Raw genomic sequence first — 24,486 nt, 5'->3', positions numbered from 1 at the left:
CACCAGTGCACGTGCTAAGAGAAGCGAAACATGCAAAGAGTTCAGGTGTTAACAACCGTGTGCCTATTTCGGTAAGCACAGTATGCGATTTTAATTCGAGCGATCCTGCTCGTACCTTGGTTGGTCTTCCCCCAATAAGAATTCAATCCCACTTGCATGAGCGTGTTCACAAAACTCGTTCGTGCGAAAACCGGCCGGTAAGTATTCTGGTTGGCGCTAGAGCTTACTGGCCTCTTTTTTTTTGCGCTCGTCGTGGTGTCTTGTAAGCGTGGGTCAAATCCGCCTCTTAACGTTTCATCTTGAACGACATGCTGGCTTAATATCCCCCGATAACTGGCCGTCGTTTTCTGAGAGCCGTGGAGAACTTCACTAAGTCTCATCACCTTCAGATTGAAATGGTACTTATCAGTCTGACGTCGATTAGAATCGCGTACTCCCGAAATCAAACTGATGATGATTGAGGAGTCTCGTTGTGCCCTCAGAGACAATTGAGGGTTCCAGCGTCGTAGGAAAACTGCCCAGAAGTCATCTTTCAAACCATCCTTTTTCAGGCGGATCAACTTGCCAGGAGCATATCCCAGGAATGCCATGACCTTGATGCATTTTGCCTCATCGGATCATTTCTCCTGGACCTACTAATTAACCAGAGCCTTCAAACTTCTTTCTACACCTATGGATAAACATGTCAATGAATTTCGATGGGTTAAATAAAATTTTCGAGAGGATGATACTGCATCTCAGGTCGAGCAAATTGACACCCATTCACTTCGGACTTACTGCCGCGGACGATATTCAGACACAAAAGATGTTTCAGCCAAGTTGATCGCCGTCTGTGTGGGTGTACAAAAGAAGACGCCCTCGCAAATACGAGGGCGTCCTTATTAGTTATCTCAAGTAGTTTCCTCCATTATGGGAAAGGAAACTGAAAGATCGGTGGTAGCTGTGGCAACTGAGGACGCGAACTAGGCGGACGATACCCATCCGACAGTGTCGCCATGAAGGCTACGATTGCCGCTTCTTCTTCCTCAGTCATTCCCAAGTCGCCGACGATACCGCCGGTGATGTTACCGAAGTCGACCTCCGGTGGTCCCCATCCTTCTTCCGGCACGTCACGCGTGTTGTAGAAGTGGACGACTTCATCCATCGACTTTAGCCCGCCGTGGTGCATATAAGCTTTGACGAATCCTGGGAAAGGACGTTTGTTGACGTTCCGCAGGGTCGGCGTCTTGTGCCGGCCTTCGGCGTTGTCGATTTCCTCCTGCCAGGTAGTAATGTCGCCCGACGGTGTCCAGTTGGCGGGTTGGCCAAGGGTCTCTAGGGTGGGAGCCAAACCGCGATCGATGAAATCGCGACCATCAGGATTAAACCGGCGCGGCATGAAGTAGAACGGATTGTTCAGGTTCTTCGGCAGTCCCAAGTTGTGGTAAGCGAAGTCGGTGAACAAGGGTGGCTCGTCGTTGGGACCAGGTTGTTCGGAGTGGCAAATACCACAGCGTCCCTTGCCCTGATTTCCACGCGGGAACGGAGTCCTCTCTTCGTTAGGCTCTAGCAACGATCGACCATCAAATGGATTCTCGAACAGCCATAGACCAAGCTTTTCCTGCTCGGTAAGTTCGGCCTCGCCTGCAAGCCAGGCATCGAACTTCGAGCTGTATGGATTCACCTCGCTCGATCGTTCAAACGCGGCGATCGACGTGACAATCCGATCGTAGGCCCGTGAAACCACTTCCTTGTCCTGGAAGTCAAGTGAACCTTCACCCCAAACCTGCAGGAACAGGCGGCGATAGCGCGAGAAGGCTACCTTGCGAACAACGATCTTTTCGTTGGCAATGTTCTGCTCGACAGGATTCAAGAAGGGAAACAACGCTTGTTCGGCAAGTGGATCGTACTCAGGGCTATCGTCCGACTCGGGATACAGTGGCAACTGGCCAGCAGCGCGACCATCCCAGAAAACGCCCCCTTCCCAGTTCACGGCGAACGCCGGATCAGCGACGAATCGCAAGTCAGGAGAGTCACCCGCATAGGCGGCCGACGGCGGCTTACGAGGACCGAAACGATGAGGTATCGCGCCGAAGTGGGGACCAAAAAACTGATTCACAAAGAAGTTCGGGCTGACAAACCCAACTTCAGGCGCATGGCAAGTAACGCAGCCTTGTCCAGCTGGCGTCGAGAGATTGGTGTCGTTGAACAACTCGCGACCGAGTTGTTCCATAGGATCGAGTGTTTCCTGCTCAGGACCTAGCGGAAAGCCCAAGAGCCCTTGGGCCATGGCTACCTGGGTACCAGCCAAGAGTGCGAAAACACTCAGCAAGTACGTAAGTGGCTTAAATGGAAGTGGCATTTCTAAATTCCCCCGGGAAATATTCATCTCGCATATTTAGTCAAATCAAAGGTGTGGAATTGCGAGTCAGGGGGGTGGGCGGGCGATCTGCCTCCGAAGAAAAGAGAGTAGCGTCACGATACGAAGGGGCCCGAGAAGCGATGCCGATGCATTCGCTTCGGGAAGATCGAATAAGGGGTTTCGATCTTTACTATCCATGCCCCTGCGCTACAATCAAAATTACGTGTCATGAGCGCATACCAATGGCGTTCTTCGATACATCGGTCAGTAAGCCATCCGGTTGGCGCTGGGACTTACTGGCCATTTTTGTGCGCGTCCAATGCTGGACCCGCTTAGGATTCAATGGTTTGGCGATTTACTTCACGTCGCGAGGCATTCGTTCCTGCATCCAACGAGCAATTGCAGTTCACCAAACTGGCATACAGCGGTTGCTATTTGCTACTGATCTCATAAGCACTTCGCAGAGACCCAATCGCAACGTCGTAAAGACCTCGCTTTTCAACCAGCGAGCGACGTTACCTTCGCGAGAGAATACGTGGACCTGAGATTCCTCGAAATGCGATCGTGCGATGTGGAATTCATGAATCCGACAAGACACAACAGCCCAACAAACTGGGCAAACACCGATTTCTTAGAGGAAGCCCGCGCTGCCCTCTACAGGTCTGTGCAAACTGCACAATCGTTATAGGTTGACACTGAACACGGATACGTTTGTACCCGGTATCACACTCGAGTCAACGAACTTCGATGAATAAATCACCAACTAAGTGGGAGATTGAACACACCTTCCAGAGGGGACGTATAGAAACACGCAGAAAAGGCCAAGAAATGAAAAAAGCCGCCTCGCACATGGCGAAGCGGCTGCTCAAGTGAGACCGCTGGGGCTCGAACCCAGGACCTACGGATTAAAAGTCCGTTGCTCTACCGACTGAGCTACGGTCTCGCTTGGGAAGGGACCCAGTTTCCGCCGGATAGGGAGGATTGTCAAGGGGCGGTTAAGCCTGTCCTCGTCGTAACTGGTGACCGGTGGACGTGTTGCTGCAAAACGATCCTCGCTGGCTTCTTTCCAGTAGACCGCATTGCCACTGAGATGTTCACCCTTGCGGTGGGAAATTCTCCAACAGAGTTAGACGAGAATATCGTGCAGCACGTGGCCGTGGACATCGGTCAGACGCATATCCCGGCCGCTGAAGCGGAAGGTCAGGCGGCGGTGGTCGACCCCGAGCAGATGCAGCATGGTGGCGTGGAGATCGTGCATTTCGACGCGATTCTCGACGACCTTGTAGCCAAACTCATCGGTGCTGCCGTAAACCGTGCCACCTTTGACACCACCGCCGGCCATCCACATGGTGAAACCGAACGGATTGTGATCGCGGCCATTCTTGCCTTGGGCAAACGGAGTTCGGCCAAACTCGCCTCCCCACACGACCAAAGTCGAGTCGAGCATGCCGCGCCGCTTCAGGTCGGCCAACAATGCGGCAATCGGCTGGTCGACTGCCAGGCAGTTCTTCTCGTGTCCATCCTTCAGATTACTATGCTGATCCCAGCGATCGTGACCGACGTTGGGTACCGTCAATTCAACAAAGCGAACGCCCCGTTCGACCAATCGCCGTGAAAGCAGGCACAGCCGACCGAAGGTCTTCGTGGGATTGAACGAGTGATTCAAGCCGTATTCTTCCAGCGTCTGCGGGGTCTCGTAGGCGAGATCCATCAGATCCGGCACAGCCGATTGCATGCGATAGGCAAGTTCGTAGTTGGCGATCGCCGATTCCATCTGATCGTTGGTGCCCACCTTATCGAGCGTCAGTTGGTCAAGCTTGCTGAGCAAGTCCAACTTACTGCGTTGGGCAGCGGGGCTCTTGTCACGCGAGCGGATGTTGGCCACCGGTGGATCACTGGCGGCAAAGATCGAACCCTGAAATGCCGCCGGCAGGAAACCACTGTTGAAGTTATCGAGCCCGCCAGGCGGAACCAGACCACCATTAAGCACCACGAACCCAGGCAGGTTGTCGTTCTCGCTGCCTAAGCCGTAGGTTGTCCAAGCACCCATACTGGGTCGCCCCTGCAGTCCGCTGCCGGTGTGCAGGAAGTAATTGGCGTTGGTGTGTTCCGAGAAGTTGGACGTCATCGAACGAATAACGGCCAGATCATCCACGTGCTGGGCGACATTGGGAAAGAGTTCGCTGACCTCGATTCCACTCTGACCGTACTTCTGAAACTTCCAAGGACTGGCCAGCGTCCCGCCCAGGTTGTTGAACTGCGTGGGCTCTGTCTCGGCCGGGAACGGCTTCCCGTCGTACTTCTTCAAAAGAGGCTTCGGGTCAAACGTATCGACCTGGGAAGGTCCTCCGTCCATGTACAGGAAGATTACGCTACGGACCTTCGGCGATGCGTGAGGAGCCCCTAACAGGCCCAGGCCATCTGCCGCGGCCTCTCGCTGCAGCATCCAGTTGAGCGCAACCGCACCAAAGCCGCAAGCGGCTTGGCCTAACCATTGTCGGCGGCTCTGCATTCCCGAAGGTCGAGGACAACAATCCACGCGGCAACTCCCAAGTTAACGAACAAAAATAAACGGTTTCGCATTCACCAGCACGTGGGCCAAGTCACGCCACAAATCGACCGACGAAGCCATTTGCTGTGGATCGATCGATAACGTCTGGCGATGGCTTTCCAGAAACTGATTGGCAAGCGTAAGCTCCTCAGCGGTCGGTTTGCGTGAGAAGGCCTGCTCGACCATGCGCTGGATACGCAGCTGCATATCCTCTGGCGTCTGAGCGATGGCCTGCTTGGCCCAATTCTCGCACTGTTGGATCACGAACGGATCATTGAGCAGAATCAGCGATTGGGCAGGCACGTTCGATTGATTCCGTCGACCGATAGTCGTAATCGGTTGCGGCGTATCGAAGGCCAACATCATCGGCGAAAGGAAATTACGCCGGACCTCAAGGTACACGCTTCGCCGCCCTGCCCCATCGACGGGACCATTTTGACCAGGACGACCGCGACCTTGCATGAAGGAAGTCAGATGCACCTTCACACTTGGACCGTACATCGTTTCATTCAGGCTTCCACTGACCATCAACAGGCTGTCGCGGATCGCCTCGCCGGAAAGGCGTTTCACTTCGGCGCGATGAAACAGGTCGTTCTTCGGGTCGGCTTGTTCGGCTGAGCCTGCCTGAACCGATGACATCTGGTAGGTCTGCGAAAGAACGACTCGTCGGATCATTCGCTTGAGCGACCAGCCATCGGCGACGAACTCCGATGCCATGTAGTCCAGCAGTTGCGGGTGCGTTGGCAGCTCTCCGAGGACACCAAAATTGTCGACCGAACGGACAATACCTCGTCCCATCAGGTAATGCCAAATACGATTCACCGCGACGCGCGAAGCGAATGGGTTGTCGGCATCCATCACCTGACGGGCCAATTGCAGTCGTCCGCTGCCGTTAGGATCGAAGGAATCACCGCTGCCGTTAATCGCGGTGAGCAACTGCCGCGCGACGGGGTCCGCGGGGTTCTTGGAATTGCCACGGATTAGCAGACGTTCTTTTTCTGCCGAGTTATCCCACATCCCTGGGGCCGTGCGTGATTCCCATTGCACGTTGGCCAACAGTGCCTGCGATTGTTCCCGGTATTGTTTCGCCAGGTCGTCAAACGGACTGGGCTCTTCTGGTGCCAGCTTCTCCCAGTTGCGAACCAACCAGTCGGCCAGGGGTGCGTCTTCGGGAGTATCAATCGCATTCTTCAGTGTCTGCAGAAAACGCTGGGCATTCACATCACCGCTAGACGCAACCTGATCAAATGCAATCGCCGCTCTGGTTGTGTCCCGGGCAGTGGGAGGCATCTGTTCGCCGTCAACCACCATCAAGACTTCCAGCGGCTTGTCATCCATCGGCGTGAACTCGAGATGAATCGAGTGCCCGAGATAATCTCGCAGGTCGTGCCGGATCCATTGGACCTGATTCGGGTCCTTCGACTCCCAGCGGTTGCCCGACTTCCCATGCAGTGGTCCTTGAACCATCCGATGTGAATCGATCACCGCAAACGCATAGCCACTCCCTTTCACCAGGTAGTGAACGCGTCCATCCTTCAGCGTAAAAGTGTCGGTCTTAAGCGTACGCCCGGCACGATTCCAGCCGCGTGTCTTGCCGAAGTCATCCTGAACGCCTGGCTTCAGTTTCAATCCGCTCCACCGCGTGTCGTAGACCGCCGCACCATCGGTTCGAACACCGGCAACCTTAGGCTCAGCCGTCGTACTCCACAGAAACGCTCCGGTCGCTTGCGGGCCGCTTCCAAAAGCAACTCCATCGGTTCGCCACTGCGCCTCAGGCAAGTTCGCGTAATCATGAATCACAAGTCCTGCGTAATCCGCAGCCGCAGAACGTTGCTGCTCGGAAACCTTGTGAGCGTCATCCAGCACCTGGGGGCGCTGTTCTTCGGCGACGCTCAAAAACTTCGCCCAGTAGTGCAGCGGATGCTTGGCATCTTTGGCTGCTTCAGCCAAAGCCTGATTCCACGGCGAACCAGGCGTCAGCAGTTCCTTTTCCCAGCGGTCGTTCGCCTGATCGATGCCGCCTTGGTAGGCTGCTTTGGCTTTGGTTTGAAACTCTTCATTCAGTTTTTCCAGCGAGTCGGCAATCTGCTGATTGTGCTCGGCGGTTTCAAAACGAACCTGGCGATAGGCGGAGCTTTGCAGGAAGCCCATCTGGGCGTAGTAGTCGGCCTGCGAGATCGCATCGAACTTGTGGTCGTGGCATCGAGCACAAGTCACCGTCAGCCCAAGGAAAGCCTTGTTCATGACGTCGAGCATGTTGTCGAAGCGATCGGTCTCGTCCTTGCGAATGTCGACCGGCGAGTGCACCCAATCGCCCAGATGCCAGAAGCCGGTGCCCAGAACCGACTCGTTACTGCCGGTCTCCGGATTCTTTCGCGGCTGCTCGAGCAAGTCGCCGGCGATGTGTTCAACAACCAACTCGTTGTAGGGCAGATCCTGATTGAGTGCTCGAATCACGTAGTCGCGATACTCGTACGCGTTGGGAATATCGTAGTCGAATTCGTGACCTCGCGATTCAGCGTAGCGTACCAGGTCCAGCCAATGCCGCCCCCAGTGTTCCCCAAAGCGAGGCGAAGCGAGTAGCTCGTCGACCACCTTTTCAATCGCCTCCGGTGAAGGATCAGCCAGAAACGCTTCGACCTGCTGCGGCGTGGGAGGCAAGCCGGTCAGATCGAAGTAGAGTCTTCGTAGCAAAATGGCTGGCTCGGCCGGGCCATTGGGTGCGAGGTTCGCCTCTTCCAGCTTGGCCAAGATAAAACGATCGACTGGGTCTTTGATCCATGCCTCGTTCTTAACCGACGGCAACTCCGGCTTCACGACCGGTTGCCAGGCCCAATGCTCGCTCTTGCGCTGCTCGAGATCGAAGACCTCTTTACGCGGTGTGTTCTTTTCGTCACTGATCGGCCACGCTGCTCCGCTGGTGACCCACTTTTCTAGCTTGGCGATCTCTTCTTCCGGCATCCGCGACTTGGGTGGCATCTGGTAGATGCCGTCGTAATGGATTGCTTCGATCAGCAGACTTTCGTCGGGCTTGCCTGCGACGATCGACGGGCCGCTGTCGCCCCCTTCAAGCAACGCACCACGTGAAGTGAGAAAAAGGCCACCCCCAGGAGTTTCGGAATCAGGCCCGTGGCACTCGTAGCACCGCTTTGACAAAATGGGACGGATCTCCTTCTCGAAGAATTCGAGTTGGGCGGCATCAAACTGCGGTGTATCGACTTCGGCAGCAACCGCGCTAAGCGTTGTTACCGTGATCAACAAATACGCAGCCAAGCTGGACCGTATCAAGAGTGGCACCATCGTTTCCATTCAGGCAGGAGTATTTGGAGGCGGGAAGGCAGGATGGAACACCCTTACCTTAGCAATTCGGGCCTTGAATTGCCATATTTCCTCACTCTATTTTACCTCCTGAATCAACTTAGTGCTCAATTAGTCAACCTTATTAGCGAGTGAGACCAAAGGTATGGCCTGCCAACTTGCCCTGAAAGAGTGGAATGTCGTCTGCGAAGCGGTCGCACGAGGCCAACAGATTGTCCTGGCCCGCAAAGGTGGCATTGCCGAGCCAGAGGGGGAATTCGAGCTGCCCAAGAACCGCTTCTGGCTTTATCCCACGCATTTCCATGAAGCGGAGTCGAAGCTCAACGGCCTGGGTAAGAAGCTGCTGCAAGAACATCCGGAATTCGTCCAGGTACCGACGTCGCCGGAAGTGACGATGCACCTGGTGTGCGAAGTGGCCGAGGCGATTTACTTGGAAGACGAAGCCAAGCTCGATGCCTCGCTGTTCGAGCAAATCCTCAACCGCGAAGCGCTGCACATGCGTTACCACTATCGGGCCCCCGGGATCCACATATTGGTTGTGCGTGCCTACGAGGTAAGCCAGCCAACCACCCTCACACCGACCGAAGCCATGTCGGGTTGTAAGAGTTGGGTCGAGTTGCCGGAAGCCCTGGAAACGGGCGATTTACATCCGGTTCTTGCCCACGCCGATTTTGAAGTGCGCAAGAATTTACTACTTTCCGCGCTAAGGGCGTGAACCTACAATTCATTGCCCTGTCCTAAGGGGGCGTTCGCGGAGAACCGAGTTTTTGAAAATGCTCTTGTCATTTGAGAACACTTGGTTCAAAGTGAGTCTTACCTAGGGTCGCGTTAACGCAGCGCGACGTTACTGAAGACCTGCGGTCGGCTCTACACGGCGTTCTGTCCGACCAAGGGTAAGCTTTAGTAGAAAGGAGGTGTTCCAGTGGAATATGTCTGTACCAGCCGTAGAGGTGGCTCTGCCTAACGGCTACCGGCGGGTTGCCGGTAGGCAACCACATTCCTATCGGAACCTCTTCTGTTGAGAATCCGATCAGGCTACCAATGAGGCTCCGCAAGTCCCCCGTGGACTTGCGGAGTTCTCTTTTTCTTGGCGCCTAAAGTCACCGTTGGACATTACTGAGATACCTCAGTCTTGACCAACAGCGCATAAAAAAACGCCGAACAGGCAGTCCGGCGTTTTCATGGTTTAGTCTTCTTACTTCTCAAGGTCGAACGTATAGGTGTTTTCAGCCTTGTTCTCCACGGTTGCCGTGAGTGTGGTGGCCGTGTTGTACTTCTTGGGAATGTAAGGAATGTAGTTCGGCAGGCCATCTGGGGCGGGCTTGTCGCCGACCTTGTTCGCCGTGATTTCTACCTTCTTGGCTCCGGGCGTAGCAACGAACGAGAACTCACCGTTGGTGATAGGACCGGCTCCTACCGGGCCCTCGCCATCGGCGGGAATAAACAAGATTTCCCCGGTCTCGACCGGTTCCCCCTCGAAGGTCACAGTTCCCTTCACCACAATTTCGGTCGGACCACCGCAGCCGAGCAGTGGCACCATGAGGCCCAGCACAACGAGCAGGGCCATCGATTTCCACGCGTATCGCATCGTCTACCTTTCTGGAAACGAGTCTTTCAAATTCAGAACGGTCCGTTGAAGCCCGACGATTAATAGTCGCCAGGAACTTCGCCACCAGCTCGCGTTCCCAGATCTTGCCAGGTTTGCGTGTTGATCGTTTCCGAAACGAACTGCACGCTGGCGTCCATCAAGGTCACCATCACGCCGCCAGGATGCTGACTACGGGAATAAATGACCTGGGTGTTGGTGTCCTGCGCGCATGGAGCGTACGACGGGTTCGTCGGCGAACCTTCACACGTTCGCATCTTGTCCGATGCGGTGGTGTTGGGCGTAAGCCGCGTGCTGACAATACTGCTGAGATGGTCAGCTCGGTAGTAACGACCACGCCAGTCACGTTTGCCAGAAACGTTCGATTTCACCAACAAGATTTCGGCGGCCATCACCGTGTTAGCGGTACCGTCGGTGCACGACGAGAAGTCGGTTTTCGACAGGTAGTAGAACATACCGTTGGCATCGTTGTCGGTCGTCGTGGTGATCTCTTGGTTACCGTGACACAGCAAGTAGTTGCCGTGGAAGCCGTCGTCATAATCCGGCGGTGGATCCTGATTGCTGGGGTTATGCACTTCGCCCGTCTGGCCTCGGTTGGGATCCGAAGGACACATGAGCGTTTCGATCTTGGTGTTCATCAGCGCGGTCGGAAACGACGAGGAGGCTCGCGATTCCATATACGGCTTGAGCTGATCGAACAAAGGACCTTGCTCCAGGAATGGGAGCAGAGTCGGCATCCAAGACATGTTGTTCGGATTGGTGGGCATCCCTGCATTCAAACCATTAGCAAACACGCCCGGCGGGAACACCCGATGCGTGTCGTGATAGTTGTGCATCGCTAAGCCCAACTGTTTTTGATGGTTCGAGCATGTCATGCGCCGGGCCGCTTCTCGAGCTTGCTGCACAGCTGGCAGTAAAAGCGCAATGAGCACCCCGATGATCGCAATGACAACCAATAATTCGACGAGGGTGAACCCCGCCCGCCTGAGCGTCATGGCATAGTCCTTTAGATGGAAACAGAATAGATAAAGGAAAAGTCTCCTACGCACTCATTCTATAAAGTTACCGTATTCCACATCAATATATTTTCCACCACACGAATATTAATTTTGCAACACCCTCCACCCGTTAGGACGAGATTTCCGCGCGATATCGCATGCCGTTCGGATCCCAAGCAGGCACAAAAAAACGCCGGAGTGATCACTCCGGCGTTTTCTCGATTTCAACGGACTTGAAAGCAGGGGAAGCTTACGGACGCGAGAGCGTCAGCTCGGCATCCAAAACCTTCTCGATACGACGCGTCGTTTCCAACAAGTGGGCACGCGTGTAGGCATCGAGTTCCAGTTCCTTTTCTTCCAGGTCCCGCAGCTTTTCGTGCAGGTCGATCAACTGAGCGTAGGCGATCGTCTGGCAATCGGCCGGGGCAAACGAGTTGCCCATGGCCAAGGTCGACAGACGTTGCAGGTAGTCTCGCTGCAAGTTGCGACGAAGGCTGCTGATCGCTGGCTCGCGAACTGAGTATTTTCCGTCTTCCAGCGAATCGAGTTCACTGAAGATGGCATCGGTCAGGCTCTCGAACATTTCAGCCGTCGTGTACGCATCTTGATCGGCTGGGACCTTCAACTCGGCGTCGTGCATCCGCTCCAGGGTGATCGACGAGAACAGTCGCGATAGGATCATCGACTGCCAACGCGAGATCGTTTCGTGGATCGGATAGTCACCGCGAATGTCGAAGCTGGTTCCCCAGTGATTCCAGTGCGAGGGAGCCAACTTGTTGTACAACTCGGCGTCGAACTGGAATGGCTCGTCACTGAAGACCTGCTCGTTGATCAGCTCCATGACTTCTCGCTGCTTGTCCGCATCCACCACGACAAACGGTGCCGGAGCGTCCTTCTGACCCTTGTGCGAGCGATTGACATGCACACCACCGACGTAGCGGGATGCGAAGTACATCGCTTGACCATGGGTGTGCAGCAGCGTGTTAAAGGCCTGACGAACACGGGAGTAGTCTTCGCCATCTTCCACAACGCGATCGGCCAGGCCATCCATCGCCGCTTTGACGACTTCGGCTTGGTTCTTGGCAAACTCGAGTGGATCCTTGCCGAAGTCGAAGCGATTCGAATCCGGATCAGGCGAAATGCTCGTCGTGTCTTCGTCGGTCAGGAAGGCCAGACCAGGCTCGGTGCTCTTCGAGGCCAACTTGTTCAGTTCGCCCTTCTCACCGTCGGTTCCACCACTGAGTGGCTTATAACCGTATTCAATCGCCCAGACGTCGTAGACACCGATCGACTGCGGGAAGAACTGGCCCTGCTTCTCGCCAGGAGGGGCGATATGCGGAGGCACGTAGTCCATCACGCTGGAAACGGTCGCTTCGTCTTCGTCTAACTCGGCGATCTCGGACAGGCTACGGTACTTACTGGCGACAAAGTTGTGACGCAGGCCCAACGTGTGACCCACTTCGTGCATCGCCACTTCCTTCAGGCCTTCCATGATCATGCGTTCGAGCAAGGCTTCTCGCTCTTTCTTGATCTCTTCGGCCGAAGGCTTCTTCTCTTCTTCGGTGGCTTCTTCTTCCTTCTTTTCTTCCTTCTTTTCTTCCTTCTTTTCTTCCTTCTTTTCTTCCTTCTTTTCTTCGGAAGCTTCTTCCTTTTCGCCCTTTTCCTCGGACTTCTCGCCTTCTTTCATTTCTTCGTCGGACTTGGCTTCTTCCTTGTCCTTCTTCTTTTTCTTCTTCTTAGCAGTCTTTGCTTTCTCAGTATCGGCCAAGACTGCGGCGGCTCCGAAAGCGAATTGCTGCGACATACCGCCCGAGAGCATGCACTGATGACGTGGCGAGATGGAACCGACACGCTTCAGGAATTCTTCCTGGCTGTGGACGTCCAGCGGACCACCAATCAAGGCTTCGGTCGACTGCGGATTGTAGTTCTCGAAGGCCTGCTTCCAGTAGTTCAGGAAGTCGGCGTCGAAGATGATGTCGGCGTCCAGGATTTGGCCCGTGTAAGGATTCACACGGCTTGGACCCATCGCGAAACCGGCGTCCGAAGTGATCCAACGGAACGTGTTATAGCGAACGTCTTCCGGATCCCAATCGGCGTCGTCTTCTTGCTGACGAACGTGAATTGCATCGATGAAACCGGCCTTTTCGAAGGCCTTGTTCCATTCCAGAATCCCGTCGCGAATCGGCTTGCGATACTTATACGGAATCGTGTTTTCCATGTAGAAGATGATCGGTTCTTTGGGTTCCGACATCTTGGCCGATGGATCCGCTTTTTCCAGCTTCCAGCGGTTCACGTATCGCACAAACTGGTTGTCGTCCGACTTCGAGTAGTTCTTCACCGCGGTCAGGAAGTAACCAACACGATCATCGGCAACACGCGGCGTGTAGCCACCGGTTGGGATCTTGCTGATCGAGTAGTGAACGTCGATCGTCAAACCACGCGAGTCGGGCACCGAATCGATGTTGGAACGGCCGCTCGACTGATAGGTTGCTTCGACCTGAAGTTCCAGGTTCTTCTCGAAGCCCTTCACTTCGCCGAAGATCGATTTGCTGGCCGAGAAGCCGAAGCCTGGCAGCACATCGCCGATCATCGGCAGGTCGCTCATGAAGACAGGGGTCACTTCCACGAGGTCGCCACCACCGGGCCCCTTGGTTGCGATCGGAATGCTGAACAGCACGCTGTCGTTGTAGGCATGCTTCACGGCGCGGGATTCTGGCTTACCGTCCTGGGCCTTGAAACGCACGTTCTTACGAACGATGTGAATGCGATCATCCACTTTGCGGAAGGTCCAAACCCAGTCATCGCCGAAGCCCCACGACATACCGCCGTACAGCGGCTCGACCCCGGCACCGCGGGCAATCGAGATCAGCACGATGAACTCGCCGTTGTAGTGCGAGCTGTTCAATTCAAAGAACATCCGATTCCCCTTGTGATACGTGGGAATCAGCCCGTCTTGTTTCTTGAAGTCCTTCAAGATCGCAGCGTGAGCAGGCGAAGCAGAACCGCTGGAACTGCCACCGCCGGAGCTGGAAGAACTCGATCCGCCTGTCGTCGCGGCGACTTCGGATGGGACAGCCGCTTCGGCCATGTCTCCGTCCGCCTTCGTTTCGTCCGCCATGGCCAAGCTGATTGCGGCCAAGGCGAGCATCGCCGTCGCACAACAAGCCGTCGACCAACGCAACAATGTAAACACCTTCATACGGTCAACTCTCGTACAAAAAATAAGGGAGGGAGATTGCGATAAGCTATCCGAATATCGTTCTCATTGGTTTGCCTGTGACGAGGACTGCACACCGCGACGGCAGTCTTCGCCCCTCAGGTAGAGGTTTCTCACCGCGAAATCTTGCGAGATTTAGACAACGAAATTCGGAAAACTTCCCAATACGGCTATTATTAGATCGCTGGGAAAATATACCCCACTCTAAGCGACTGCCGTATTTGTTCTATTCTGCGCATGGGATTTTGGGAAAGAAAAGCCGGTTATACCAATAAAAACGATTAGAGTCACCGATTCGCCCCGTAAGCTTGCTGGTAACTCCGTCTGAAAAGTTGCTGGAAAACGCCAAAAAAATGCCTGACTACGATCCAACACTGACCCAGGTTCTCGCTGCCTTTCAGCTTCAGCCGGCTGCGATTCGCAGTATCGTCGCGTGTGAAGGAGGACTCAGCGGAAGCGAGGTATGGAAGGTCGAGGTGGCTCTGGCAAGTTACTGTTTGAAGCTTATGCCGGCCGACTTTTCGGTCAATCGTTTGCTGGCCGCCCATCATGCGGCCCATCAGCGTCGTGAACACGGCATGACCTACCTGGCCGATTACCTCCCGGCATCTACTGGACAAACCTATGCCCAGGCGGACGGTCGGTTGTGGGAACTTCAGACCTGGATGGATGGCTCGCCGCCGGTAGTTCCCTACTCGGTCCCGCAAAAGCAGGCCATGTTCGAGGCGATCGCCGAGTTTCATGCCAAACACGAATCACCCCCGCGCGAGACGGAAGTTTCGCCGGGCATCAAGACACGAATCGAGCTCTGCGAGAAATGGCGACTGAAGCACGTACGCGATCAGCTTCCATCGCTGCACAGCTTCGGGCATCCGCAATGGAAACCAGCACTCGAAGAATTCCTAGACAGTTTTGTGCACTACCACGCTCGCCTGGGATCGCTGTTGTTGTCGTTGGAACATGAGACCTACTTACTGGAAGACTGCATCGCGGATCCCCGACCTGAGAACTTTCGTTTCGACGGAGACTACCTTACCGGGCTGTTCGATTTGGGATCGATGCGATGGGACAACATCGCGTTGGACTTGTCGCGATTGGCCAGCGAAGTGTCCCATAATGGGGAAGTTGACTGGAATTTTGCCTTCCAAGCCGTTCAATTGATTCGCCCGCTTACCCCTTCGGAAGAGCGGTTAGCAATCGTTTTCGATGCTGCCAACGTGCTTCTGACGGGATTAAACTGGGTACAGTGGCTGGTGATCGATGGGTCCAGCTTCGCCAACTGTGACCATGTCAGTGCCCGGCTATCTCATCTTACTGCTCGTTTAGAGAAAATAGAGAAGCATCCGGCTTGGTAATCGGGGCGGATGCTTGTGAAACCAACGGACGTATCCGACATCACAGACTGTGGCCAGGGCGCGGTGAACAATACCCTGGCTGCCGCGGATTTCCGATTGCTTGAATTGAAGATTCCGCATTTACGAACCCACCATTTTTTCCGAAGATGGTTGAAGACCGCTATTTAGGTGATCACCAGCTTTATCCTCGCTATAGAACATTCTCATGAAGCGTTTTGCCCCCATCGCTCTCACGTTGCTTCTTTGTCTCGTGCCGACCACGATCATGGCCCAAGGATTGGGTGGAGATCTGTTCCAAGGCATTGAAGGCTTCGACGATTTCGGCGGGGGCGGCCAAAGTGATCCCAATCTGAAGGTCACCGCCAAGTACGTCGTCGATCCCTCGGGCACACATGGGCGAGTCGACATCACGGCCACTGTTGGCAGCGGCTGGTGCGTTTACTCGACCACGCAGCCCAAAGGCGGGCCGATGCCGACCAAACTGAAGGTCGAAGAAAGCCCAGGCGTAACAGCCGTTGGCGAGTTCACTGCCGACCATAAGCCCAAGATCGTTCCGCCTGACAAGATCATTCGCGTCGCCCAAGAGAAGTTCTACGAGAAGGTCACCTGGAGTGCCCCGATTCTATTTGCCCCTGGCACCAAGCCGGACGCACTGAAGCTCGAGGTCAAGCTGAACGGGCAAAGCTGCCATGACAAGGGAACATGCTTCCCGGTCTCAGGCGAAGCCGTTGCCATGTTCGACGGCATGCAGGAAGTTCCCAAGCCAGAAAATCTACTGCCTGAGAAAGCAACCACCCCAGGCGGAGCCATTCCTCCAGCCGATTACAAGATTCAAGGCGCCATGGGAGACTACTCGACCGAAGGTGGTCATGGCGTCCTGAGTGGCAAGTTCGAGCCAGCGACGGTTGAGCCAGGCGATGAAGTTACCGTGACGCTGAGCTTCAAGCCCAAAGGTGAATACCACGTCTACGCTTACTCGCCAACCGACTCGACGATCGGTTACAAGTCGACGCAAGTTGCCCTGGCGGAAGTGACTCCATGGTTGGCTACGCAAGCCAAGACCCAGAACCCGATCATCGAGAAAGCCTTGATCGAAGGCTTTCCTCCTGTGCTTTACCACGAAGGAGAAACGACCTGGAAGTTCACCGTCCAGGTTCCCATCGATGCCGTTCCCGGCAAGTACCCGCTAGTCGGCTATGTCGGCTACCAAACGTGTACCGACACAACTTGTGATCGCCCTTCCGGAGCAATGTTTGAAGGCATCGTTCAAGTCGGCGAGAAAACCAAAGAGGAGTCCGTTCCGTTCGCGTTCTCTGCGGCCAAGTACACCAAAGCCGCTGAACGAGCCAAGATCACCCACGCAGAAGTTCAAGACGCAACCGGCGACAAAACCAGCCAGTTGACCAAGCCACCGACGCGTGGGATGCCCGAAGAACACAACGCGATGGCCCCTCCGGTTCCCTTGGATGACAACATCCAGTGGAAAGTGCTCAACCCGCCTGAATCGGCCAGCCTGGGCTGGATCATCGTGCTGAGCTTTATCGGCGGAGCGATCCTCAACCTGATGCCGTGCGTGCTGCCGGTGGTCGGCTTGAAGATCCTTTCGTTTGTGAATCAGGCCGGCAAACACCGCGGCCAGGTCTTCATGCTGAACTTGATCTACTCGTTGGGTGTGATTTTCGTCTTCATGATTCTGGCGGTCGTTTCGTCGTCGCTGAATCTGATCGTCGGATCGTTCAGCTCGGGCGAGGCAGCCGCTGGCGGTGCTGACGGGCTCGCTTGGGGCCAATGGAGCGGCGACTGGCGATACATCCTGGCAATGATCATCCTCGTTTACACGATGGGCCTGAGCATGCTGGGCGTGTGGGAACTGACAATGCCCAGCTTCCTAGGTAGTGGCAGCGTGGCCAGTGCCTCGAACAAGTCAGGCTACGGCGGCGCGTTCTTCAAGGGGATCGTCACCACGCTGCTGTCGACTCCTTGTAGCGGCCCGTTCTTAGGTCCCGTGTTCGGCTATACGATCGCGGAACCACCCATCACGACGTTTATCGTCTTCGGCTCGATCGGTCTAGGGATGGCTTCGCCCTACTTGATCATCGGTATGAACCCACGTCTGATCTCCTTCCTGCCCAAGCCGGGTAACTGGATGGTGGCTTTCAAGCAGCTGATGGGCTTCGTCATGATGCTGACGGTCGTCTACCTGATGTACACCATGCCGGATGAATACGTCGTTCCAACGCTGACGCTGCTTGTCGGCTTAGGAGCCGGCTGCTGGATGCTGGGTCAGGTACACACGCTGGAGCACAAGAGCTCGAAGATCGCCACCACGATTGGTGCGTTCGTCGTCGCGATCGGCATCGGGTACTTCTCGTACACCAACCTGATCGAAGGAGACACCCACGACGGCAGCATTGCCTGGGACACGTACGCCGAAGAACGCTGGCCCGCACTGGAGAATGACATCTACGCTCGGCAGCAAGCCGGCGAGACGGTCATGGTCGACTTCACTGCCGACTGGTGCCCGACCTGCAAGGTGAACTACTACACGGCGATCAACACCGATGGCGTGGGTGAAGTCGTGAACCAACACGGGATTGTGCCTATGCTGGTCGACTGGACCAACACCACGCACGACAACAGTCCCCAGGTTCAGAAGTTCATCAACAAACTGGGCTCCAACAGCATCCCACTGCTGGCCATCTTCCCCGGTGGGAAAGCAGGCGAGGTGTACGTCTTGAGCGACCTGCTGACCGAATCGAAGGTCATCGAAAGCCTGAACGCCGCCCAGCAGGAATCAAGCAGCCTGCCCAAGCAAACGGCGATGCAGGAATAGAGCCACCGCCCAACTCTTAAGCTACCTAGCAAATCTTAGTCCCCTCTCCCCTGAGGGGAGACGAGACGAGATTTGTTAAACAACGCTTGCCGGTGCAGCCAATCCTAGACTTTACAGCCGGCAGTTGGCGATGTTCGTCTGCAGGATCGCCGACGCACCGAGTTGTTCGAGCTTCTCCATCACGTCGATGACTTCTTTGCGCTTGACCATGGCCCGCACGGCGCACCAGGCGTCGTCTTCCAGCGGGTTGATCGTGGGCGAATTGAAACCAGGCGTGATCTTTTCGGCTTCGGCCAGTTTCTCGCGGGGAATGTTGTACTCCAGCAGCGAGTAGTCGCGGGCGATCACGACCCCTTCCAACCGGCGAACAATCCGATCGGCAAGCTCTGGCTGACGCTTCTGCTTGTTCTGGATGAGTACCGTTTGGTAGCTGCCGATCTCGGCGAAGATCTTCAAACGATTCGCCGCCAACGTGCTGCCCGTTTCGACCAGGTCGACGATCGCATCGGCAATACCCAGCGAGATCATCACTTCCACCGAGCCTGACAGGTTCACCAGGTGCGGCTTTGCTCCGTTGGCTTCCAGATAGTTCTTGGTCACATTGGGGAAGCTGGTCGCGACGCGGCATGTCTTCATGTCCTCGACGCTCTTCCAGTCGGTGTCTTCCGGCACGCACAACGCCAAGCGGCATTTGCCGACGCCCAGTTCCATGCGGGTATCGACTTCGACTTCCGCTTCCTCGACGAGGTCACTTCCGGTGATCCCCATATCGATGGCACCTTCGGCACAAAGCACCGGGATGTCGTCGGTTCGCAGGAAGGTGATGTCGATCGGCATATCGCGAACCCGCGCAAACAGGCTGCGATCTTGGCGACGGAATTTCAGGCCGGCGTCGCCGAGAAGTTCGGTGGCGACTTCCGCGAGTCGCCCTTTGCTGGGAATGCCAATCCGGAAGTTTTCCATGATGGTTCGCTTGGGGTTGGATGGTAGTTGCAGAATTACTTCGGGTCGCGGGCCGCTTTTTCGTCGATACCAGAAACGCCAAACCGGCGTCCCAGTTCGCTCTCGACCTCAGCCAGGGAGATCTCGCGATGCCCCAGCATGACCATCAAGTGATAGATCAGGTCGCCAGCTTCGTAGATCAGATGCTGACGCCCTTCTTCTCCCTCTTCGCCGGCCGCTTCAACGACTTCGGCTGCTTCTTCCATGATCTTTTCACCGATCTTCGGCACGCCACCTTTAAACAACTTGGTGGTGTACGACTTCTCTGGCGGGTTGGCGCGGCGATCTTCAATCACGGCCATCAGCGCTGCCAGAACGTTCACGGAAGAATCTGCTTTCGGTTCGCCGGACAAAGCACGGCCCCCTTATTCAGGTAATGCAGTTGAGGAAGTTCATTTCGGTCACGTACCCAACCCCCTTCGTCGAGTGGCCGGGAATCTAGTATTGTAGTCAGCTAGGGGTAAACTGAAAATTGCACCCCCATCGAACCTTAACATCCGCAGAAACTAGGGTTTTTCCCTAGAATCGACCGCCGCAAGCATGACGAATCCCACGACTGACAAAGACTTTACCTTCCTTGACTGCTGGTTTCTTTCGGGGGCGACCGCCAGCGGAAAGACGCGCGTTGGCCTTTGCCTGGCAGATAAAATTAACGCGGAAATCATCGCCCTCGACTCGATGTCCCTCTATCGCGCGATGGATATCGGCACCGCCAAGCCGACCCCGGACGAGCAAGCGGTCATACCGCACCACCTGATCGATGTGCTCGATCCGAACGAAAACTCGAGTATTTTGCAGTACCTGGAGATGGCCGAAGCGACCGTGAAGGAGATCCGCAGCCGCGGCAAAGAGGTCCTCTTCGTAGGTGGAACACCGCTTTATCTGAAGGCCCTGCTGCGAGGCATGTCGGAAGGCCCTGCCCCCGATCCCGAGCTTCGGAAGGCCTTGGAAGAAGAAGCCGCCAAGGTCGGTAACGCCGCGCTGCATGCTCGGCTGAAGATGGTCGATCCCCTTGCCGCGGCCCGCATCCATGAAAACGATACCCGCCGCATGATCCGAGCCCTCGAAGTGCACCAGGCCACCGGCAAACCGATGAGCCACTACCAGTTCGAGTTTGAAGACCACGCGCGTCCCGAAGACTGCAAAGCGTTCTGGCTCTCATGGGAACGCAGCGTCCTGCACCAGCGGATCAACGAGCGCGTCGATGCGATGTTCGATGCCGGCCTGATCGAGGAAGTCCAGCATCTGCTCGATACGTATTCGCCACTCAGCACAACCGCCATGCAGGCCGTTGGCTACCAGGAAGTGATCGACTACCTTGCCGGCAATCAAGAGTTGGAGTCGGCCAAAGATCGCGTCAAAGCCCGCACGCGGCAGTTCGCCAAGCGTCAATGCACGTGGTTCCGCAGCTTACCGGAGTGCCGCGAAGTGCCCCTCACCGGCGAGTTCGACGCCGCAGCGGTCGCCCAGCAGATTTATGAAATGGGGACCGCGTCGTAAGCGCGATCGATCGCTATTCCCACCAGTTCACGTAGTAGGCCGAAAGACCCATCGTCAGCCGCAGCAACAGCGTGATCAGGATGTAGAGCGAGAAGTGCAGGAAGCCTGACAGGGGCTGGATATCGAACGAGCCTGCCGCGGCAAAGCCTCCGCCGATCAGGCAAACGACGGCCGTGATCACGTAATATGGAAGGTACTCGTTCAGGTTGGGGCTTAATTCCCAGTAGCCGACCAGAAACGCATAGATTCCCCAAATGATCGCATAGGCGGCCGAGCAGACAGCGACGCGGACCCACAGTTCCTGACCGGAATAGGGCTCGTACTCATCATCTCGCAGAAACCAGTAGCCGCTCCAACAAAGCGGCACTGCCACCAGGAACGAGCCTGCCGCGATGATCGTCGTTAGGCTGCTCTTATCTTCGGTCGAATGTCCGATGAAAAATGCGGCGGCGAAGGCCACAATCGTCGCCGTCAGCACCACCGCCAAGGCAGTCACCGAGAACTTCGCGTCCTCGCGGGCGACTGGCTTGAAGACCAGCTTCCCTTCGGCCGATTTGACGCCGCCAAACTGTTCCTTCTCGCGGAGGACAACCGTTTCGCTCAGTTCCGGAATCTTGATCGGCTTCTTACAGCTTGGGCAAGGGCCTTCACGTCCGGCAAACTTGGCACTGACTTCAAAGCGTTTGAAGCAACTGGGACATGTTACGCGTATTTTTTCTTGCTGTTCGGCCATGTTGTTCCGCGATAAGGATCGAAAGCAGGGCTGTCAGGGCGACATGAAGATAAGCTGAGCCGCGCCTTTAACTTGCCCGGGGCCCACATTTTAGTCAACTGCTGTGCGATTGATAATGTGCCTTCTCATGAAGCGACAAGTTGATATCAGGGTGAAACTTCGGCGAAAGTCCCCCTTTTTAACGGATAGACGGCCCTGAATTCATCATTTGTTCAAATCCAACCCTTATCTTGACCGGGTGAGTATGGGCTAGAAGAGCCTTCGAATGCGCAGATCTCTGCCAAATTTCTGAATTAGGAGCGAAGGTGAACAGCAGGTCCGACACCATCATGTTCCTGTGTCCCAACGGACACCGGTTGAACGCTCCTCAGCGTTTGCAGGGGCAGCCGGGAAAATGTCCCCACTGCAACGTCCGTTTTCGCGTGCCTGCCGTTACATCGGAATCTGGCCATAATACGCCCGACTTGGCGACCGCCTCGTCGGCGTCCTCTCTGCGAGATCTGGGCGAATTCAGCACCTCGGACGATCTAGCAGACCTGGGCTTGCGAGACGATGCCGAAACATCGGACGTCCTGCATTCTTCCATCGGACCTAAGCAGGCAGGTGCCCCGGTCGTCGCGGGACACAGCCGCATGTTTGTCGAATTCACGCATCTGTGGAAGACGCGCGGCGAACAGGTCTCGTTTGAAATCCACCTACCCGAGGGAGAAGTCTTCGTCCCTCATCATTACTCGCCGGAAAAATCTTCGCCGGAACTCGGTTATTTCGCACGTAAGGCGGATTCTGGCAAATTCCAGATCCATTTGATCCCCTGGAAAGCCGTTTGCCGGCTCGTGGTCAACGGGCTGGCCGACCTTCCCTTCGACGCCTAATCCGCGTACGCTAGTAGATTGATCCCTTAATCCGCATCCCAAGACGGTTTATGGGGTTACGCCGCCTGAGGATGGGCGGTTCACTTACTAGTGAGTTTATGCACTTCGTTACCAATCAACGTGCAAGATAACGCCGTGAACGCCGTCGAAATGAAGGCCCGTGTAGGGGCCGTTCGTTACTTGAACACCAAGCCCTTGGTTCACGGCCTGGGTCAGGCAGATACTCCCTTCACGCTTTCCTTCGATTACCCCAGCCACCTGGCCGATCAGCTCTCGCTGGGCCTGTTGGACGTGGCGCTCATCCCTTCGGTCGAATACTTCCTGGGAGACGGCTACCGGATCATTACCGATGCGTGCATTGGCTGCCTGGGCCCCGTATGGAGCGTGAAGATCTTCTTCCGCGTTCCCCCGCAGCAGGTTCAAACGCTGGCCCTCGACGAAGGCTCCCGCACCAGTGCGGCCCTGGCCAAGATCCTCCTGGCCGAGCGGCTCGGCGTTCGACCGCGTCTGCAAGCGTTGCCGCTGGGCAGCGACATGCGGGACTGCGAAGCGGATGCGATCCTGCTGATCGGCGACCGAGCGATCCACCCACCCGCGATCGATGCGGTCGAAGTGTGGGACCTGGGCGAAACGTGGGTCGACTGGACGGGCCTGCCGTTCGTGTTCGCCATGTGGGTTGCCCGACCTGGCGTCCCGACCGAAGCAATCGCTCAGCGACTGATGCAGGCACGCAACAGCGGCCTGGAAAACCTCCAGGAAATCGCCGAGCGGGAAGCAGCCAATTATCAGCTGACGACCAGTGAGTGCTTCCAATACTTTCACGATAATTTACATTTCACGTTGGGCCCGCAAGAGAAAGCGGCCCTGACGCGTTTTTACGACTATGCAGTTGGATTAGATCTAGCACCCAGCGGCAGGACACCGATTTACGATGATTGCGAAATTGCTCGATAAAGCAGTCGCCGGCGAGCGACTGACCCCGGAAGAAGGCCTCCAGCTTCTCGAGTCGAACGACCTGCTGGCGCTCGGACGCGCCGCCGACGCGGTCACGCGGCGTCTGCACCCCGAGAACTATCGCACGTACAACATCGACCGCAACATCAACTACACGAACGTCTGCACGGCCGTTTGCCACTTCTGCGCGTTCTACCGCAGCCCCAAAAGCGAAGAAGGCTACGTCCTTCCACGTGAAGAGATCCTCAAGAAGGTCGAAGAGACCGTGGCTCTCGGTGGCGATCAAATCCTGATGCAAGGTGGCCTGCACCCCGAGTACAAGCTCGACTGGTACGAAGAACTGCTGGGCGACATCAAGAAAGCGTTCCCACAGGTTAACCTGCACGCGTTCAGCCCACCTGAGATCCACCACTTCACCAAGGTCAACAAGATTCCCCTCAAGGACGTGCTGCAGCGGCTGAAAGACGCCGGCCTGGGCAGCCTGCCGGGCGGTGGTGCCGAGATCCTGAACGATCGCGTTCGCCGTGAACTGACGCGTGGTAAGGTCATGACCGACGACTGGCTGAACGTGATGCGTGTCTGGCACGAGATCGGCGGCCGTAGTTCGGCTACGATGATGTTTGGGCACGTTGAAACCCTGGCCGAGCGGATCGAGCACTTCGAACGCGTTCGTCAGTTGCAGGACGAAACGGGCGGCTTCACGGCGTTCATCAGCTGGACCTTCCAGCCCGATCACACCGACATGAGCCACATCCCGCCCAAGGGAACGTTCGAGTACCTGAAGACCCAGGCCGTCTCGCGGCTCTACCTCGATAACATCCACAACATTCAATCGAGCTGGGTTACCCAAGGCCTGAAGATCGGTCAGTTGGCGCTGCTATACGGTGCGAACGACATGGGCAGCCTGATGATCGAAGAGAACGTCGTCGCCGAAGCCGGCACGGTTCACTTCCTGACGCTTCAAGAGATCCGCGACGCGATCACCGAGCTAGGCTACGAGCCCCGCCAACGGAACGTCCACTACGAACTGTTCCCCAAAGAACACGAAATGAAAGCCGTTCAGGCCAACGCCCTGCGAAACAAGGAACTGGTGACGTTGTCGTAAACAAATCTTGTCCCCTCTCGCAGACCCTGACAAGTTGAGGCTGAGCAACTCGCGAGCTCCTGACATCTTAAGGGCCGGAGGCCCGGCCGAACATAGCCAGG

At 55.9% G+C, this 24,486-nt stretch carries 16 protein-coding genes and 1 tRNA gene; 7 read left to right on the top strand and 10 right to left on the bottom strand.

What is annotated here, in order from left to right; translation table 11 throughout:
- Positions 1 to 907: 907 nt before the first annotated feature.
- The 4 genes from PSR63_RS21865 to PSR63_RS21850 form a co-directional block, all read right to left on the bottom strand.
- Positions 908 to 2,341: a cytochrome-c peroxidase gene (locus PSR63_RS21865; RefSeq protein WP_274327798.1), complete on the bottom strand. Its 1,434-nt coding sequence runs from the start codon at positions 2,339 to 2,341 to the stop codon at positions 908 to 910.
- 870 nt (positions 2,342 to 3,211) lie between these two features.
- Positions 3,212 to 3,284 (bottom strand) — tRNA-Lys (locus PSR63_RS21860).
- A 183-nt stretch (positions 3,285 to 3,467) separates the two neighbouring features.
- Positions 3,468 to 4,853 (bottom strand): DUF1501 domain-containing protein, encoded by a 1,386-nt coding sequence (locus PSR63_RS21855; RefSeq protein WP_274327797.1) that lies wholly within the window; start codon positions 4,851 to 4,853, stop codon positions 3,468 to 3,470.
- A 42-nt stretch (positions 4,854 to 4,895) separates the two neighbouring features.
- Positions 4,896 to 8,180, bottom strand: a complete 3,285-nt coding sequence (locus tag PSR63_RS21850) for a PSD1 and planctomycete cytochrome C domain-containing protein (RefSeq protein WP_274327796.1) — start codon at positions 8,178 to 8,180, stop codon at positions 4,896 to 4,898.
- Between the two features lie 175 nt (positions 8,181 to 8,355).
- Here PSR63_RS21850 and PSR63_RS21845 point away from each other — a divergent pair, with 175 nt between their 5' ends.
- Positions 8,356 to 8,925 (top strand): DUF1802 family protein, encoded by a 570-nt coding sequence (locus PSR63_RS21845; protein ID WP_274327795.1) that lies wholly within the window; start codon positions 8,356 to 8,358, stop codon positions 8,923 to 8,925.
- Positions 8,926 to 9,405: 480 nt separating this feature from the next.
- Here PSR63_RS21845 and PSR63_RS21840 read toward each other — a convergent pair whose 3' ends face one another.
- The 3 genes from PSR63_RS21840 to PSR63_RS21830 form a co-directional block, all read right to left on the bottom strand.
- On the bottom strand, positions 9,406 to 9,798 hold the full coding sequence (locus tag PSR63_RS21840) for a hypothetical protein (protein WP_274327794.1): 393 nt from the start codon (positions 9,796 to 9,798) through the stop codon (positions 9,406 to 9,408).
- A 59-nt stretch (positions 9,799 to 9,857) separates the two neighbouring features.
- The gene (locus tag PSR63_RS21835; protein ID WP_274327793.1) at positions 9,858 to 10,811 is read right to left on the bottom strand and encodes a DUF1559 domain-containing protein; all 954 of its coding nucleotides are present in this window, start codon (positions 10,809 to 10,811) and stop codon (positions 9,858 to 9,860) included.
- 253 nt (positions 10,812 to 11,064) lie between these two features.
- Complete coding sequence (locus PSR63_RS21830) at positions 11,065 to 14,013, bottom strand: zinc-dependent metalloprotease (protein WP_274327792.1); 2,949 nt, start codon at positions 14,011 to 14,013, stop codon at positions 11,065 to 11,067.
- A 371-nt stretch (positions 14,014 to 14,384) separates the two neighbouring features.
- Here PSR63_RS21830 and PSR63_RS21825 point away from each other — a divergent pair, with 371 nt between their 5' ends.
- Positions 14,385 to 15,386, top strand: a complete 1,002-nt coding sequence (locus tag PSR63_RS21825; protein ID WP_274327791.1) for a phosphotransferase — start codon at positions 14,385 to 14,387, stop codon at positions 15,384 to 15,386.
- Positions 15,387 to 15,591: 205 nt separating this feature from the next.
- A complete protein-coding gene (locus PSR63_RS21820; protein ID WP_274327790.1) occupies positions 15,592 to 18,219 on the top strand; it encodes a protein-disulfide reductase DsbD family protein in 2,628 nt (875 codons plus the stop codon).
- Positions 18,220 to 18,330: 111 nt separating this feature from the next.
- On the opposite strand, the gene hisG is transcribed toward PSR63_RS21820, so the two are convergent.
- Positions 18,331 to 19,182, bottom strand: coding sequence for an ATP phosphoribosyltransferase (gene hisG / locus PSR63_RS21815; protein ID WP_274327789.1), 852 nt, complete (start codon positions 19,180 to 19,182; stop codon positions 18,331 to 18,333).
- A gap of 35 nt (positions 19,183 to 19,217) precedes the next feature.
- On the bottom strand, positions 19,218 to 19,544 hold the full coding sequence (locus PSR63_RS21810; protein WP_274327788.1) for a phosphoribosyl-ATP diphosphatase: 327 nt from the start codon (positions 19,542 to 19,544) through the stop codon (positions 19,218 to 19,220).
- 217 nt (positions 19,545 to 19,761) lie between these two features.
- Between PSR63_RS21810 and miaA the strand changes: the two genes are divergently transcribed.
- Entirely contained in the window at positions 19,762 to 20,721 is a 960-nt protein-coding gene (miaA, locus tag PSR63_RS21805; RefSeq protein WP_274327787.1) for a tRNA (adenosine(37)-N6)-dimethylallyltransferase MiaA, read from the top strand.
- A gap of 13 nt (positions 20,722 to 20,734) precedes the next feature.
- On the opposite strand, the gene PSR63_RS21800 is transcribed toward miaA, so the two are convergent.
- Positions 20,735 to 21,454 carry a hypothetical protein gene (locus PSR63_RS21800; RefSeq protein ID WP_274327786.1) on the bottom strand — a complete coding sequence of 240 codons (720 nt, stop codon included), beginning with the start codon at positions 21,452 to 21,454 and terminating at the stop codon, positions 20,735 to 20,737.
- Positions 21,455 to 21,759: 305 nt separating this feature from the next.
- On the opposite strand from PSR63_RS21800, the gene PSR63_RS21795 reads away from it, so the two are divergent.
- The 3 genes from PSR63_RS21795 to mqnC all read left to right on the top strand — a co-directional run bounded on the left by PSR63_RS21795 (position 21,760) and on the right by mqnC (position 24,385).
- The gene (locus PSR63_RS21795; RefSeq protein WP_274327785.1) at positions 21,760 to 22,326 is read left to right on the top strand and encodes a hypothetical protein; all 567 of its coding nucleotides are present in this window, start codon (positions 21,760 to 21,762) and stop codon (positions 22,324 to 22,326) included.
- A 135-nt stretch (positions 22,327 to 22,461) separates the two neighbouring features.
- Positions 22,462 to 23,280 carry a menaquinone biosynthetic enzyme MqnA/MqnD family protein gene (locus tag PSR63_RS21790; protein ID WP_274327784.1) on the top strand — a complete coding sequence of 273 codons (819 nt, stop codon included), beginning with the start codon at positions 22,462 to 22,464 and terminating at the stop codon, positions 23,278 to 23,280.
- On the top strand, positions 23,258 to 24,385 hold the full coding sequence (gene mqnC / locus PSR63_RS21785) for a cyclic dehypoxanthinyl futalosine synthase (protein WP_274327783.1): 1,128 nt from the start codon (positions 23,258 to 23,260) through the stop codon (positions 24,383 to 24,385). Before PSR63_RS21790 ends, mqnC begins: the two co-directional genes overlap by 23 nt.
- The last annotated feature ends 101 nt before the right edge of the window (positions 24,386 to 24,486 follow it).

It is taken from the genome of Bremerella sp. P1, assembly GCF_028748185.1.
In the GTDB taxonomy this organism is placed as follows: domain Bacteria; phylum Planctomycetota; class Planctomycetia; order Pirellulales; family Pirellulaceae; genus Bremerella.
Note: the sequence above shows the minus strand (reverse complement) of the source record. Positions and strands in the feature narration are given on the sequence as shown.